The 14,497-nt window shown below is 63.4% G+C and carries 17 protein-coding genes; 8 read left to right on the forward strand and 9 right to left on the reverse strand.

The features are described 5' to 3' along the window. Positions 1–13 precede the first annotated feature (13 nt). The 5 genes from trkA to KY379_RS10895 are packed head-to-tail and all read right to left on the reverse strand — an operon-like array spanning position 14 to position 4,424. Positions 14–1,387 (reverse strand): Trk system potassium transporter TrkA, encoded by a 1,374-nt coding sequence (gene trkA, locus KY379_RS10875; protein ID WP_133325701.1) that lies wholly within the window; start codon positions 1,385–1,387, stop codon positions 14–16. A gap of 23 nt (positions 1,388–1,410) precedes the next feature. Beyond that, positions 1,411–2,721 carry a 16S rRNA (cytosine(967)-C(5))-methyltransferase RsmB gene (rsmB, locus tag KY379_RS10880; protein WP_261239822.1) on the reverse strand — a complete coding sequence of 437 codons (1,311 nt, stop codon included), beginning with the start codon at positions 2,719–2,721 and terminating at the stop codon, positions 1,411–1,413. Further along, positions 2,718–3,650, reverse strand: coding sequence for a methionyl-tRNA formyltransferase (gene fmt / locus KY379_RS10885; protein ID WP_133325705.1), 933 nt, complete (start codon positions 3,648–3,650; stop codon positions 2,718–2,720). The genes rsmB and fmt overlap by 4 nt, the downstream gene beginning before the upstream one ends. Positions 3,651–3,709: 59 nt before the next feature. Next, entirely contained in the window at positions 3,710–4,216 is a 507-nt protein-coding gene (def, locus tag KY379_RS10890) for a peptide deformylase (RefSeq protein WP_051097836.1), read from the reverse strand. Positions 4,217–4,220: 4 nt separating this feature from the next. After that, a complete protein-coding gene (locus KY379_RS10895; RefSeq protein ID WP_196171450.1) occupies positions 4,221–4,424 on the reverse strand; it encodes a hypothetical protein in 204 nt (67 codons plus the stop codon). Here KY379_RS10895 and dprA point away from each other — a divergent pair. From dprA to KY379_RS10915, 4 genes are all read left to right on the forward strand, one after another. Then, positions 4,423–5,520 carry a DNA-processing protein DprA gene (gene dprA, locus KY379_RS10900; RefSeq protein ID WP_261239826.1) on the forward strand — a complete coding sequence of 366 codons (1,098 nt, stop codon included), beginning with the start codon at positions 4,423–4,425 and terminating at the stop codon, positions 5,518–5,520. The two genes, KY379_RS10895 and dprA, sit on opposite strands and share 2 nt — an antisense overlap. A gap of 40 nt (positions 5,521–5,560) precedes the next feature. Further along, the gene (locus KY379_RS10905) at positions 5,561–6,118 is read left to right on the forward strand and encodes an L-threonylcarbamoyladenylate synthase (protein ID WP_133325709.1); all 558 of its coding nucleotides are present in this window, start codon (positions 5,561–5,563) and stop codon (positions 6,116–6,118) included. Between the two features lie 380 nt (positions 6,119–6,498). After that, the gene (locus tag KY379_RS10910) at positions 6,499–6,783 is read left to right on the forward strand and encodes a type II toxin-antitoxin system Phd/YefM family antitoxin (protein WP_261239828.1); all 285 of its coding nucleotides are present in this window, start codon (positions 6,499–6,501) and stop codon (positions 6,781–6,783) included. Beyond that, entirely contained in the window at positions 6,749–7,057 is a 309-nt protein-coding gene (locus tag KY379_RS10915; protein WP_261239829.1) for a Txe/YoeB family addiction module toxin, read from the forward strand. Before KY379_RS10910 ends, KY379_RS10915 begins: the two co-directional genes overlap by 35 nt. Before the next feature lie 59 nt (positions 7,058–7,116). On the opposite strand, the gene KY379_RS10920 is transcribed toward KY379_RS10915, so the two are convergent. Then, complete coding sequence (locus KY379_RS10920; RefSeq protein ID WP_261239830.1) at positions 7,117–8,094, reverse strand: NADPH:quinone reductase; 978 nt, start codon at positions 8,092–8,094, stop codon at positions 7,117–7,119. 134 nt (positions 8,095–8,228) lie between these two features. Between KY379_RS10920 and hemF the strand changes: the two genes are divergently transcribed. Together hemF and aroE are read left to right on the forward strand one after the other, a co-directional pair. Continuing rightward, positions 8,229–9,140 (forward strand): oxygen-dependent coproporphyrinogen oxidase, encoded by a 912-nt coding sequence (hemF, locus tag KY379_RS10925; RefSeq protein ID WP_133325713.1) that lies wholly within the window; start codon positions 8,229–8,231, stop codon positions 9,138–9,140. Positions 9,141–9,165: 25 nt separating this feature from the next. Further along, entirely contained in the window at positions 9,166–9,990 is an 825-nt protein-coding gene (aroE, locus tag KY379_RS10930; protein WP_133325715.1) for a shikimate dehydrogenase, read from the forward strand. Positions 9,991–9,996: 6 nt separating this feature from the next. Here aroE and choX read toward each other — a convergent pair whose 3' ends face one another. Next, positions 9,997–10,923, reverse strand: coding sequence for a choline ABC transporter substrate-binding protein (gene choX, locus KY379_RS10935; RefSeq protein WP_133325717.1), 927 nt, complete (start codon positions 10,921–10,923; stop codon positions 9,997–9,999). A gap of 14 nt (positions 10,924–10,937) precedes the next feature. Then, positions 10,938–12,455 (reverse strand): choline-sulfatase, encoded by a 1,518-nt coding sequence (betC, locus tag KY379_RS10940; RefSeq protein WP_261239832.1) that lies wholly within the window; start codon positions 12,453–12,455, stop codon positions 10,938–10,940. A 110-nt stretch (positions 12,456–12,565) separates the two neighbouring features. Between betC and KY379_RS10945 the strand changes: the two genes are divergently transcribed. Then, the gene (locus tag KY379_RS10945) at positions 12,566–13,465 is read left to right on the forward strand and encodes a choline sulfate utilization transcriptional regulator (protein ID WP_261239834.1); all 900 of its coding nucleotides are present in this window, start codon (positions 12,566–12,568) and stop codon (positions 13,463–13,465) included. Between the two features lie 8 nt (positions 13,466–13,473). On the opposite strand, the gene KY379_RS10950 is transcribed toward KY379_RS10945, so the two are convergent. Further along, positions 13,474–14,091, reverse strand: coding sequence for an NAD(P)-dependent oxidoreductase (locus KY379_RS10950; protein WP_261239835.1), 618 nt, complete (start codon positions 14,089–14,091; stop codon positions 13,474–13,476). 53 nt (positions 14,092–14,144) lie between these two features. Between KY379_RS10950 and KY379_RS10955 the strand changes: the two genes are divergently transcribed. Beyond that, positions 14,145–14,477, forward strand: a complete 333-nt coding sequence (locus KY379_RS10955) for a DOPA 4,5-dioxygenase family protein (RefSeq protein WP_133325725.1) — start codon at positions 14,145–14,147, stop codon at positions 14,475–14,477. Positions 14,478–14,497: the final 20 nt, after the last annotated feature.

The raw sequence follows: 14,497 nt of genomic DNA on the forward strand, positions 1-14,497 counted from the left end.
GCCCTGCTCTCCTTTAGAAGAAACTCAGCCCCACGTGGAACAACTTTTCCACGTCGCGGATATGCTTTTTATCCACAACGAACAAGATCACATGGTCGCCCGACTCGATCACCGTGTCATCGTGGGCGATCAGCACCTCTTCGTCGCGGATGATCGCGCCGATGGTGGTGCCCGGCGGCAACGAGATATCTTCGATGGCCTTGCCCACCACCTTGCTCGACTTGGCGTCGCCATGGGCCACCGCTTCGATCGCCTCGGCGGCACCGCGGCGCAGCGAGTGCACGCTGACGATGTCGCCACGGCGCACGTGGGCCAGCAAGGTGCCGATGGTGGCCAGCTGCGGGCTGATGGCGATGTCGATCTCGCCGCCTTGCACTAGGTCGACATAGGCCGGGTTGTTGATGATGGTCATCACTTTGCGTGCGCCCAGGCGCTTGGCCAACAGCGAGGACATGATGTTGGCCTCGTCATCGTTGGTCAGGGCCAGGAAGATATCGGCGTCGGCGATGTTCTCTTCGAGCATCAGGTCCTTGTCCGAGGCGCTGCCCTGCAGCACCACGGTGCTTTCCAGGGTGTCGGAGAGGTAGCGGCAACGCGCCGGGCTCATCTCGATGATCTTCACCTGGTAGCGGCTTTCGATAGCCTCGGCCAGGCGTTCGCCGATCTGGCCGCCGCCGGCGATGACCACGCGCTTGTTGGTTTCGTCCAGACGCCGCAGCTCGCCCATCACCGCGCGGATGTCCTTGCGCGCGGCAATGAAGAACACTTCATCGTCGGCTTCGATCAAGGTGTCGCCGCGTGGGGTGATCGGCCGGTCGCGGCGGAAGATCGCCGCCACACGGGTGTCGACGTTGGGCATGTGGGCGCGGATCTGGCGCAGCTGCTGGCCCACCAGCGGGCCGCCGTAGTAGGCCTTGACCGCCACCAGCTGGGCCTTGCCTTCGGCGAAGTCGATCACCTGCAGCGAGCCTGGGTGTTCGATCAGCCGCTTGATGTAGTTGGTCACCACCTGTTCCGGGCTGATCAGCACGTCGACCGGAATGTGGTCGTTGTCGAACAGCTCCTCACGGCTCAGATAGGAAGATTCGCGCACCCGGGCGATCTTGGTCGGTGTGTGGAACAGCGAGTAGGCGACCTGGCAGGCCACCATGTTGGTCTCGTCGCTGTTGGTCACCGCCACCAGCATGTCGGCATCGTCGGCACCGGCCTGGCGCAGCACCGTGGGCAGAGAGCCACGCCCCTGCACGGTGCGGATGTCGAGGCGGTCGCCGAGGTCGCGCAGGCGGTCGCCGTCGGTGTCGACCACGGTGATGTCGTTGGCTTCGCTCGCCAGGTGCTCGGCCAATGTTCCGCCGACTTGTCCTGCGCCGAGGATGATGATCTTCATCCGCTACTCCCTAACCTTGGTTCTTACCCGCGTGACGCGGCGATCTTGATCAGCTTGGCATAGTAGAAGCCATCGTGGCCGCCTTCCTGGGCCAGCAACTGGCGGCCATGGGGCTGGCGCAGGCCGGCCTCGGTGGCCAGGTCCAGCTCGCGGGCGCCTGGAGTGCGGGCAAGGAACGCGTCGACGACTTCGGTGTTTTCCGTCGGCAGGCTGGAGCAGGTGGCGTACAGCAACATGCCCCCCACTTCCAGGGTCGGCCACAAGGCGTCGAGCAGCTGGCCTTGCAGCGCCGCCAGTGCCGGAATGTCATCGGTCTGGCGGGTCAGCTTGATGTCCGGGTGGCGGCGGATCACCCCAGTGGCCGAACAGGGGGCATCGAGCAGGATGCGCTGGAATGGCTTGCCATCCCACCAACTGGCGGTATCTCGGGCATCGCAGGCGATCAGCTCGGCGTCGAGCTGGAGACGGTCGAGGTTCTCGCGTACGCGGGCCAGGCGCTTGGCTTCGAGGTCGATGGCCACCACGTGGGCCAGGCCGGCTTCAGCTTCGAGCAGGTGGCAAGTTTTGCCACCCGGGGCGCAGCAGGCGTCGAGCACACGCTGGCCGGGGGCCAGTTCGAGCAGGTCGGCGGCCAGTTGTGCGGCTTCGTCCTGTACGCTCACCCATCCCTCGGCGAAGCCGGGCAGGCCACGTACGTCGCAGGCTTGGCTCAGGACGATGGCGTCGCTGCCGTATTGGCAGGCGCTGGCATCGATCCCCGCCTTGGCCAGCAAGGCCAGATAGGCGTCACGCGTGTGGTGGCGGCGGTTGACGCGCAGGATCATCGGCGGGTGGGCATTGTTGGCGGCACAGATGGCCTCCCACTGCTCCGGCCAGAAAGCCTTCAGGGACTTTTGCAGCCAGCGCGGGTGAGCGGTGCGTACCACCGGGTCGCGGTCCATGTCGGCGAGCAAAGCCTCGCCTTCACGCTGGGCCCGGCGCAGCACGGCATTGAGCAGCCCCTTGGCCCATGGCTTCTTCAGCTTGTCGGCGCAGCCGACCGTCTCGCCAATGGCGGCGTGGGCCGGAATGCGGGTGTAGAACAGTTGGTACAGGCCGACCAGCAGCAACGCCTGCACATCGGCGTCGGCAGCCTTGAACGGCTTCTGCAGCAGCTGTGCGGCCAGCAGGTCGAGGCGTGGCTGCCAGCGGGCGGTGCCGAACGCCAGGTCCTGGGTCAGGCCCCGGTCGCGCTCATCGACCTTGTCCAGCTGCGCCGGGAGCGAGCTGTTCAGCGACGCCTTGCCACTGAGGACGGCGGCCAGCGCGCGGGCAGCGGCGAGACGTGGATTCATTGGCCCAATACCTTGCCAGCGGCGAATTTCTCGCGGCGGCTGTTGAACAGGTCGCTGAAGTTGAGCGCCTTGCCTCCAGGCAGTTGCAGGCGGGTCAGGCTCAGGGCCTGGTCGGCGCAGGCGACCACCACGCCGTCCTTGCTGGCATCGAGAATCTCGCCCGGCGCGCCCTTGCCTGTGGACAACTTGGCGGCCAGGACCTTCACGCTTTCGCCATCCAGGGTGCTGTGGCACACCGGCCAGGGGTTGAAGGCGCGAATCAGGCGCTCCAGTTCGCTCGCCGGGCGGTTCCAGTCGATGCGCGCTTCATCCTTGTTCAGCTTGTGTGCATAGGTGGCCAGGGCATCGTCCTGTACTTCACCCTGCAGACTACCGTCGGCCAGGCCGGCGATGGCCTGCAGTACGGCGGGCGGGCCCATTTCGGCGAGGCGGTCGTGCAGGCTGCCGCCGGTATCCTCGGCACTGATCGGGGTGACCACCTTGAGCAACATGGGGCCGGTGTCCAGGCCCGCTTCCATGCGCATCACGGTCACGCCGCTCTCGGCATCGCCCGCTTCGACGGCACGCTGGATCGGCGCCGCGCCGCGCCAGCGAGGCAGCAACGAGGCGTGACTGTTGATACAGCCCAGGCGCGGGATATCCAACACCGCCTGGGGCAAGATCAGGCCGTAGGCCACCACCACCATGAGGTCTGGGGCGAGCGCGGCGAGTTCGGCCTGGGCCTCGGCGTTGCGCAGGGTCGGCGGTTGCAGCACGGGAATGTCATGGGCCACGGCCAACTGTTTTACCGGGCTCGGCATGAGCTTCTGACCACGGCCTGCGGGCCGGTCAGGTTGGGTGTAGACGGCCACGATCTCGTAGGGGCTGTCGAGCAGGGCCTTGAGGTGTTCGGCGGCAAACTCTGGAGTGCCTGCAAAGACGATGCGCATGGAGTTCTCGCTTCAAAAAAGAAAAAGGCTTGCCGGAGCAAGCCTTCTGGAAGGTGGGATCAGGCTTGCTGGCGGTGCTGCTTTTCCAGCTTCTTCTTGATCCGGTCGCGCTTGAGCTGCGACAGATAGTCGACGAACAGCTTGCCGTTGAGGTGATCGAACTCGTGCTGTACGCAGACCGCCAGCAGCCCCTCGCATTCCAGTTCGTACGGTTTGCCGTCGCGGTCCTGAGCCTTGACCCGGACCCGCAGCGGACGGTCGACGTTCTCGTAGAAGCCCGGTACCGACAGGCAGCCTTCCTGGTACTGGCCCATGTCGTGGGTCAGTTCCTCGACCGTGGGATTGATGAAGACCCGCGGCTCGCTGCGGTCTTCGCTGAGGTCCATGACCACGACCTGCTTATGCACGTTGACCTGGGTCGCGGCCAGGCCGATGCCGGGGGCTTCGTACATGGTTTCAAACATGTCGTCGATCAGCTGGCGCAGGGCGTCGTCGAACTCCGTCACCGGTTTGGCGATGGTGCGCAGGCGCGGGTCCGGGAATTCGAGAATGTTCAAAATGGCCATAGGGTCAGGCAGTCACTGTGCGTTCGGTTGAAAACTGAACACACATAATAAAGGGAATCGAGGATTTCGGCACCTGGCAAGCTCGACTAGGGTGTCTATGGGTGCGATAGCTGCCAATCAATGGACAGCTTTTCAAACTGTTACCCACAAAGTTATCCACAGCTTGTGCCACGTCAATGGCCCCTTTTCGATCAAGGATGATCTTCATGTCGACCTACCATTCGTCGCCTTGCCCGCCCGCCGAGCTGGAGGCGCGGTTGCGTCTGCACCGCCTTCCGGAAGTGGGATTGCGTCGCTTCAGCACTCTGCTTCAAGCCTTCGGCAGTGCCTCTTCGGCGCTCAGTGCACCGGCCAGTGCCTGGCGCTCGTTGGGCGTGCCGCAAGCCGCTATCGATGCCCGACGCTGCCCCCTCGTGCGTGATGGCGCCCTGGCCGCGCTGGCCTGGATAGAGCGTCCCGGCCAGCATTTACTGATGTGGGACGGCCCTGGGTACCCCGCTTTGCTGGCAGAGATCGACGATCCTCCACCGCTGCTTTTCGTCGCTGGCGATCCTGCTCTGCTCGAGCGTCCGCAGTTGGCTATCGTGGGCAGCAGACGTGCTTCACCGACCGCGCTGGACACCGCCAGGGCATTTTCCCGCCACCTGGCCCAGGCCGGTTTTACCATCACCAGCGGCCTTGCTCTGGGCATCGACGGCGCCGCTCATCGGGCGGCCCTGCAGGTCGGGGGCAGCACGATTGGGGTGCTTGGCACCGGCTTGCAAAAACTTTATCCACAACGCCATCTTGAGCTGGCCGGGGCAATGCTCGACAGCGGCGGAGCGCTGGTTTCCGAATACCCACTGGACGCCGGGCCACAACCGGGCAACTTCCCCAGGCGCAATCGCATCATCAGTGGCCTGTCGCTGGGCGTTCTGGTGATCGAGGCGAGTCTGGCCAGCGGCTCGCTGATTACCGCGCGTTTGGCGGCCGAACAAGGCCGCGAGGTGTACGCCTTGCCCGGTTCGATCCATCATCCCGGGGCCAAGGGTTGCCACCAGCTGATCCGTGATGGTGCGCTGCTGGTGGAAGACGTCGGGCAGATACTCGACAGCCTGCAAGGTTGGCAGAACGTGCCACCAGCCGTTGTGGAAAACCCCGCTCATCCCCTGCTCGTCTTATTGCATGCCGAACCGCAGAGCAGTGAGAGCCTGGCCCTGCGCAGCCGGCAGCCGCTGGCCAAGGTGCTGGCGCAGTTGACCGAACTCGAGCTCAATGGCCAGGTCAGCAATGAAGCTGGACGTTGGTTTGCCCGCTTGGGCTAAGTACACTGCGCCCATAGCTTAAATGGCGGAGAGACATTACATGGTCAGCAGTTGGCGTGTGCAGCAAGCCGCGCGTGAAGTTCGGGCGGGCGCAGTGATTGCCTACCCCACGGAGGCGGTCTGGGGCTTGGGCTGCGATCCTTGGAACGAGGATGCGGTGTATCGCCTGCTGGCGCTCAAGTCGCGGCCTGTGGATAAGGGCTTGATCCTGGTCGCCGACAACATCCGTCAATTCGATTTTCTCTTCGAGGACTTCCCCACCGAGTGGATCGACCGCATGGGCAGCACCTGGCCTGGGCCCAACACCTGGTTGGTGCCGCATCAGGACCTGTTGCCGGAGTGGGTGACGGGGCAACATGACACCGTGGCCTTGCGGGTCAGCGATCACCCGTTGGTGCGCGAATTGTGCGCGCTGGTGGGGCCGTTGATTTCCACGTCGTGCAATCCAGGCGGGCGCCCGGCGGCGAAGACCCGGTTGCGGGTCGAGCAGTATTTCCACGGCGAGCTGGATCTGGTGTTGGGTGGGGCGCTGGGGGGGCGCAAGAACCCGAGTGTGATTCGGGATCTTGTCACTGGCGAGGTCGTGCGTCCGGGGTGATGGCTGCGAGGGCTTTGCCCTCGTTTCGTGATGCACATTCAGCGCCATTATACGGTTTGGGTGCCGTTCAGGCCTGGCTGTCCTTGTATGGCCGATGGCTCTGTTTCGAATGGTTGCCCGGCTTAAAGCTTGGGAAATGTCCTAACAATCCCTTCGAATTCCATCACCTTTCATTCACGGCGGCACCCAACCTACCATTTCCAGCCTCAAAGTATCCGACCGTGGGATGTTGATGATTGTACATAGGCTTGTACAATGTTCGTGTTGGCGCCTGCTCGATGTTCTTTTGTCAGTAGCCATCAAGCCTATTGCCCAGCCAGCAACCCTGCCTGGGCCGAGAAAAACCTGATCCAGGCTCTGCCTGGGAAGGATTTGAAACAATGCATGTACTGACTTTTAGCCAGGCTCGCGCCGACCTGAAGCAGACGATGGATGACGTATGCCGGGACCACGAGCCCGCAATTATCACCCGCCAGCGCGGTGAACCGGTGGTCATGATTTCGCTCGAGGACTACAACGGGATGCAAGAGACCCTTTACCTGTTGGGATCGTCGGCTAATGCCAAGCGCTTGCGTGCCTCCATTGATCAGCTGCAGTCGGGTAGAGCTCCTATCCATGAACTGTCCATCGATGAACATGAAGTCAAAACAGCGCAACAAGACTGAAGCTAGAAATGCTGTAAGCGTTGCGTTCACTTCGGAAGGTTGGGAAGACTACTGCCATTGGAGGGATGCTGACGCGGGTGTGTTCGCGACGATCAACGCACTGATCAGGGAGTGCCTGCGTACGCCATTTAAAGGCACCGGCAAGCCTGAGCCACTCAAGGGCGACCTTTCAGGATTCTGGTCTCGTCGCATTACTCGCGAACATCGTTTGGTCTACCTCTTTGAAGGAAGCCAGATGACGATTTTGCAGTGTCGCTATCACTACGACGATTGATAGCACCGCGCGCAGTTCGTTCTTGAGCCCGGAGCGGACAACCCGCTCCGGGCGTTTTCTCAAGGCAGCAGAACCGTAGACCCCACAGTCCTGCGAGCCGACAATTCCGCCTGCGCCTTCGCCGCCTCGGTCAACGGATACCGCTGCTGGATATCCACCACCAGCTTCCCACTCCCAATCATCGCGAACAGATCATCCGCCATCGCCTGGGTGTTCTCGGCATTGTTGGCGTAGCTCGCCAGGGTCGGCCGGGTCACGTACAGCGAGCCCTTCTGCGCCAGGATGCCCAGGTTGACCCCGCTAACCGCGCCAGAGGCGTTGCCGAAGCTCACCATCAACCCGCGCGGGCGCACGCAGTCCAGCGAGGTCAGCCAGGTGTCGGCACCGACGCCGTCATACACCACGGCGCATTTCTGGCCGTCGGTCAGTTCCAGCACCCGCTTGGCCACATTCTCGTGGCTGTAGTCGATGGTCGCCCACGCGCCCAGCGCCTTGGCCCGCTCGGCTTTCTCGGCGGAACTGACCGTACCGATCAGCTTGGCGCCCAATGCCTTGGCCCACTGGCACGCCAACGAGCCCACGCCACCGGCAGCGGCATGGAACAGGATGAAGTCGCCCGGCTGCACGGCGTAGGTCTGCTTGAGCAGGTATTGGGTGGTCAGGCCCTTGAGCATCACCCCGGCTGCCTGCTCGAAGCTGATGTGCTCGGGCAGCTTGACCAGATTGGCTTCCGGCAAGGTGTGCACTTCGCTGTAGGCGCCCAGCGGCCCCGTGCCGTAGGCCACGCGGTCGCCGACCTTCAGGCGTGTCACGCCCTCGCCCACTGCCTCGACCACACCTGCACCTTCGGTGCCCAGCCCGGACGGCAGCGCAGGCGGGGCATACAATCCACCGCGGAAGTAGGTGTCGATGAAATTCAAGCCGATCGCATGGTTGCGCACTCGCACCTGCTGCGGCGCTAAGGCGGCGGGTTCGAATTCCACAAGCTGCAGCACTTCCGGGCCGCCATGCTGGCTGAACTGGATACGCTTGGCCATCTCGTACTCCTGTCGTCGGGATAGGGAAAGGCCCTCTATCGGACGCCTTTGCTTGATCGCCGTCAACTGCGGCGCGCTGGCCGCCGGTGGTATGCTACGCGGCGAATTCTTCCCTGCCCGTTCCTGGTGACCCGATGACTAGCCGCACCGAGGCCGTGAAAGCCTATCTGCTCGACCTGCAAGACCGCATCTGCTCTGCTCTCGAAAACGAGGACGGCGGCGCCCGCTTCGTCGAGGACGCCTGGGTGCGCGAAGCCGGTGGTGGTGGGCGGACGCGGGTGATCGGCGACGGCAAGGTCATCGAAAAAGGCGGGGTGAATTTCTCCCACGTATTCGGCACCGGCCTGCCGCCGTCGGCCAGTGCCCACCGTCCGGAACTGGCGGGCCGTGGCTTCGAGGCCCTGGGTGTGTCGCTGGTCATCCACCCGCATAACCCCCACGTGCCCACGTCCCACGCCAACGTGCGATTCTTCATCGCCGAAAAGGAAGGCGAGGAAGCGGTATGGTGGTTCGGCGGCGGCTTCGACCTGACCCCGTACTACGGCAATGAAGAAGACTGCATCCACTGGCACCGGGTCGCCGAGCAGGCCTGTGCGCCATTCGGTGCCGACGTGTACTCGCGTTACAAGGCCTGGTGCGACCGCTATTTCCACATCAAGCACCGTGGCGAGCCGCGGGGTATCGGCGGGCTGTTCTTCGACGACCTCAACGAATGGGATTTCGACACCTGCTTCGCCTTCATTCGCGCCATCGGCGATGCCTATGTCGAGGCCTACCTGCCAATCGTCCAGCGCCGCAAGGACACGCCTTACACTGCGCAGCAGCGTGAGTTCCAGGAGTATCGGCGTGGCCGCTACGTGGAGTTCAACCTGGTCTACGACCGAGGCACGCTGTTCGGGCTACAGTCCGGCGGGCGGACCGAATCGATTCTGATGTCGCTGCCGCCGCAGGTGCGCTGGGGCTACGACTGGAAAGCGGCGCCGGGCAGCGAGGAAGCGCGGCTGACCGAATACTTCCTGCAAGACCGCGACTGGCTCGGCCAGTAAGCCTGTGGATAACCGGAGAAACTCCATGGACCAGTACGTCGTTTTCGGTAATCCCATCGGCCACAGCAAGTCGCCGTTGATCCACCGGCTGTTCGCCGAGCAGACCGGCCAGGATCTGGAATATTCCACCCTGCTGGCGCCACTCGACGATTTCAGTGACTGCGCCCGCGGCTTCTTCAAGCAAGGCAGTGGCGCCAACGTCACCGTGCCGTTCAAGGAAGAAGCCTACCGCTTGTGCGACAGCCTGGCCCCCCGCGCGCGGCGCGCCGGAGCGGTGAATACCCTGACCCGACTTGCCGACGGCACCCTGCAAGGCGACAACACCGATGGCGCCGGGCTGGTCCGCGACCTGACGGTGAATGCCGGCGTGACCCTGGCGGGCAAGCGCATTCTGATTCTGGGTGCCGGTGGCGCGGTACGAGGAGTGCTGGAGCCGATCCTGGCGCATAAGCCGCAATCGCTGGTGATCGCCAACCGCACGGTGGAAAAGGCCGAGCAGCTGGCCCACGAGTTCGACGAACTGGGGCCGGTGGTGGCCAGCGGATACGCCTGGTTGCAGGAGCCGGTGGATGTGATCATCAACGCCACCTCGGCGAGCCTCGCTGGCGAACTGCCGCCGATCGCCGACAGTCTGGTCGAGCCTGGCCGCACGGTGTGCTACGACATGATGTATGGCAAGGAGCCGACCCCGTTCTGCCAGTGGGCGACCAGGTTGGGGGCGGCCAAGGTGCTCGATGGTCTGGGCATGCTCGCCGAACAGGCAGCCGAGGCGTTCTTCATCTGGCGCGGCGTCCGGCCGGACACCACGCCAGTGCTGGCTGAATTGCGCCGCCAGCTCGCCCGCGGCTGATGCAGCTCAGCGGCTGGCGCTGAGGGCCGCTTCGGCGTTGCCACCGTCCCGAGTGGTCACGCCCTGCAGCCAGCCGCCGAGCGCCTGCGGATGGGCCTTGACCCAGGCCGCGGCCGCTTCGTCGAAACTGGTCTTGTTATCCACAACCTCGGCCATGATGCTGTTTTCCATGTCCAGGGTGAAGGTCAGGTTCGCCAGTAGCTTGGCCGCGTTCGGACAGGCCTGTGGATAACCCTTACGGGTCAGGGTATAGACATCGCCTTTGCTGCCGAACCACTTCTCCCCGCCAGTGAGGTAGTGCATGTTCAGCTTCACGTTCATGGGGTGTGGCGTCCAACCGAGGAAAACGATGAACTGCTGCTTCTTCGCTGCCCGGTCGACCTGCGCCAGCATCGCCTGCTCGCTGGACTCCACCAGCTTCCACTGACCAAGGTCGAATTCGTTTTTATCGATGATCTCTTTCAGCGACTGGTTCGCCGGCGCGCCGGAGCCAATCCCATAGAGCTTCTGGTCGAACTTATCAGCGTACTTGTGCAGGTCGGCGAAGTCCTTCACGCCGGCATTCCACACGTAGTCCGGCACCGCGAGAGTGAACTCGGTGCCCTGGAGGTTGCGTGACAGCCGCTGGACGTCGCCCGTGGCGACGAACTTGTCATGAAAGCCCTGCTGCGCCGGCATCCAGTTGCCAAGAAAGGCATCCACCTTGCCGTCCTTGAGGCCGCCATAGATGATCGGCACCGCCAGGTTGTCGATCTTCACCTCGTAGCCCAGGCGTTCGAGCAGCAAGCGAGCGACCGCGTTGGTCGAAGCGATGTCGCTCCAGCCGGGGTCGGCAAGCCTGACGGTGCTGCATTGGGCGTTGTCTGCGGCCTGGGCGCTGATGGCGCCGAAACCGAGTAACAGGGTCAAAGCGGTGCGGGCGAACGTGTGCATGGCGGCCTCTCTTCTCAATCCATGGGGGCGGGCTGTGGATAACGTGCCTTGCGCTCGAGGTCATCGAGATCGATGTGGTTACGCATGTATTGCTGACTGGCGTCCACGAACGGTTGGTGGTCCCAGCTTTTCAAGGTGCCGATGGCCAGGGCCTCGGCCACCAGGCGACGGCGGCGCTGGCTGGCCAGCACCTGTTGACGCAGACTGGGAATGTCCCAGCGGTGGCGCGCCTCTTCGATGAAGGCTTGCAGCAGCGCCTGATAGTCCGGGCTGCCGGCGAGGTTCTCCCGCTCGTGCGGGTCGTTGCTCAGGTCATAGAGTAGACAGGGGTCGTCTTCGCTGTACACGAATTTGTACGGTCCGCGGCGAATCATCATCAGAGGGCCGACCGTACCTTCGGCCATGTATTCGCCAATCACTTCGTCGTGCCCGCCCTGCCCTTGCAGGTGGCCGAGCAACGAGCGTCCATCCAGGTGCAAGTCCGGCTCGACGCTGCCGCCAGCCAGTTCCACCAGGGTCGGCAGCAGGTCGCAGGTCGATACCGAGGCGCCGACCCGCTGCGCCGCGAAGCGCTTGGGTGCATGGATCAGCAGCGGTACCCGTGCCGACATTTCGAACCAGTGCATCTTGTACCAGAGGCCGCGCTCGCCAAGCATGTCGCCGTGGTCGCCGGAGAACACGATCAGAGTGTCCTCGGCCAGATTGCACTCTTCCAGGGTCTGCAAAAGCTTGCCGATGTTGTCGTCGATGTAGCTGCATGCCCCGAAGTAGGCGCGGCGAGCGGCACGAATCTTATCCACAGGCAGCGGCTTGTCCCATAGGTCGTAGACCTTCAGCAGGCGTTGCGAATGTGGGTCGAGCTGATCCTGGCTCGGCGTGTCGTGCGGCATGGGGATATCCACACCCTCGTAGCGATCCCAGTACTGCCGGGGAATGGTGTACGGGTCGTGAGGGTGGGTCATCGAAACGGTCAGGCAGAACGGCTGGCCATCATTGGCGCGCACATGGTCGTAGAGGTACTGGCGCGCCTTGAAGACCACCTCTTCATCGAAGTCCAGCTGGTTGGTGCGCACACAGGGGCCGGCTTGCAGCACCGACGACATGTTGTGATACCAGCTTGGTCGCTCATCTGGCGCGTCCCAGTTTACCGACCAGCCATAGTCTGCCGGGTAGATGTCGCTGGTCAGGCGTTCTTCGTAGCCATGCAGTTGGTCCGGCCCGCAGAAGTGCATCTTGCCCGACAGCGCGGTGCGATAGCCCAGGCGACGCAGATAGTGGGCGTACGTCGGTACGTCGCCGGGGAAGTCGGCGGCATTGTCGTAGGCACCGATACGGCTGGGCAGTTGACCGCTGACCAGGGTGAAGCGCGACGGCGCACACAGGGGGCTGTTGCAATAGGCCGAATCGAATACCACGGCCTGCTCGGCGAGGCGGCCGAGGTGGGGCATCTGGATCGGCGAGGGACCGTAGATCGGTAGCAGCGGCGCGGCCATCTGGTCGGCCATGATGAACAGGATATTCGGGCGCGTCATGGTAGGCTTTCCATCGTCGAGGGTTATGCATTTCACTTGCTTTCCACGATGAGGCCCTGGATAAATGGGGTAAAGCCCATGGCGGACAATGACTGGGATTAGCTGAGCTTATGTTTGAACACCTTGCCGAGTTTTCTCTGGAGACCCTGCGGGTGTTCGAGGCCGCGGCCCGCCTGCGCGGGTTCACCGCGGCGGCGCTGGAGCTGGGCACGACCCAGCCTGCGGTGAGCCAGCAGATCAAGCGCCTGGAGGCGCAGCTGGCGACGCGCTTGTTCGATCGGATCTACCGTGGCATCGCGCTGACCGAGGCCGGCCAGGTATTGTTCGAGCAGGTGCAGCAAGGCATGCAGTGCATGAACGAAGGCATTGCCCAGGTCAGTGGACAGGGCCAGCGCGAAGTGTTGCAGGTGGCGACTGACTTTGCCTTCGCTGCCTTCTGGTTGATGCCTCGCTTGCAGCGCTTTCACGACGCTTATCCCCAGGTGGACGTGAGTCTGGTGACCAGCGAACGCACCGAGGCGATGCTGCGCCCGGACATCGACGTAGCGGTGCTGTTCGGCGATGGTCGATTTCACCAGGGCGAGAGCCGCTGGCTGTTCGACGAGGAGGTGTTTCCGGTCTGCAGTCCCCGGTTGAGCCATGGCAAGGCCTTGCCAGCCGAGGCTTTGCAACGATTGCCCCTGCTTCATCTGCGTCCTGGCCAGGGCAGTCGCTGGTTCGATTGGGCGGGCGTGTTTCGTGGACTCGGATTGGCGAGCGCACCGCCGACCGGCCATTTGCGGTTCGACAATTACACGCTGTTGATCCAGGCGGCTATCGCGGGTCAGGGCGTGGCGATCGGCTGGGGACATCTGGTCGATGGACTGGTCGAGCAGGGCTTGTTGTGTCGCCCCGTGGCGGGCCATCTGCGTTCGTCACGGGGGTATTACGCAGTACTTCCGCCGCGGAAACGGCGCGGGGCGTTGATCGCGCGATTCGTGGACTGGCTGGAGCAGGAACGTGGCCAGTAGGCCTCACCTCAGGTCACAAAGTTCAGATGCTCTCCCCGGTGCAGATCCAGCTCGAGCATATCCACCATTCCCGCTGCAATCCCGGCCAAACGCCGCACGGGCTCGGCAATCGCAGGCTCGAGGGTGCCCTGCACTGTGCGAAAATGCTCGATGCCAAGCCCTGGGCAATCCTCCGGCGCATTGATCACCGTCCAGTGCAAGTCACTGCGTTGTAGGCCATCGACAATTCGGTCGACGCAAATGCGCTGTTCGTCGGTGTAGTGCCCTGGCATGTCGAGCACAGCGAAATCGCCCACCAGCAACAGTCGGCGTATAGTCGTGCGCGCGAGCCCGGCCAGCAGTGTTGCGCTCATCCGTGTTTGAGCCGGCAGGTCGCCTGGAGCCAGTTGCGACAGCAGCGCGATCACCGCCGAACCGCCCGCCGCGGCTTGTTCGGCCTGGTCGGCGCTGTCCAGCCCACCTATCTTGAAGTGCAGACCTGGGCGCGGTGCATGGCGGTTGAGGTCCTGCACCACCGCCGTGACCTCGTGTTGGCGCGACAGCAGCTCGACCATCAGGGCATTGCCCAGGCTACTATCGGCGCCGAACAGCACCAGTTTGAAAACGGGCGTTTCGGCATTTTTCACGGCGTCACTCCCTTGCCAGATGATGAAGGGTTTGACCACTTTCAGGAGTTATCGTGCAACGGATCAAGGGATATCACGCCCACGTCTATTATGACGCCGGCACCATCGACCAGGCACGCGAGTTGTGCGAGGAAGCGGCGCGGTTGTTCCCGGTGACCATGGGGCGAATGCACCAGAAACCGGTAGGGCCGCATCCGGACTGGAGCTGCCAGTTGGCCTTCGGGCCGGAGGTGGTGGGAGTGGTGTTGCCGTGGTTGGCGTTGAATCGCAAGGGATTGGTGGTATTCCTGCACCCGCTAACCGGCGATGAGCTGGTGGATCACCGCGACCACGCGATCTGGATGGGGGCTGTGCGACCGCTGAATCTTGCGGTTTTCGGTGGGTAGAGTCGTGCCGTTCGCTCGCG

Source organism: Pseudomonas sp. HD6422, assembly GCF_025377065.1.
In the GTDB taxonomy this organism is placed as follows: domain Bacteria; phylum Pseudomonadota; class Gammaproteobacteria; order Pseudomonadales; family Pseudomonadaceae; genus Aquipseudomonas; species Aquipseudomonas putida_U.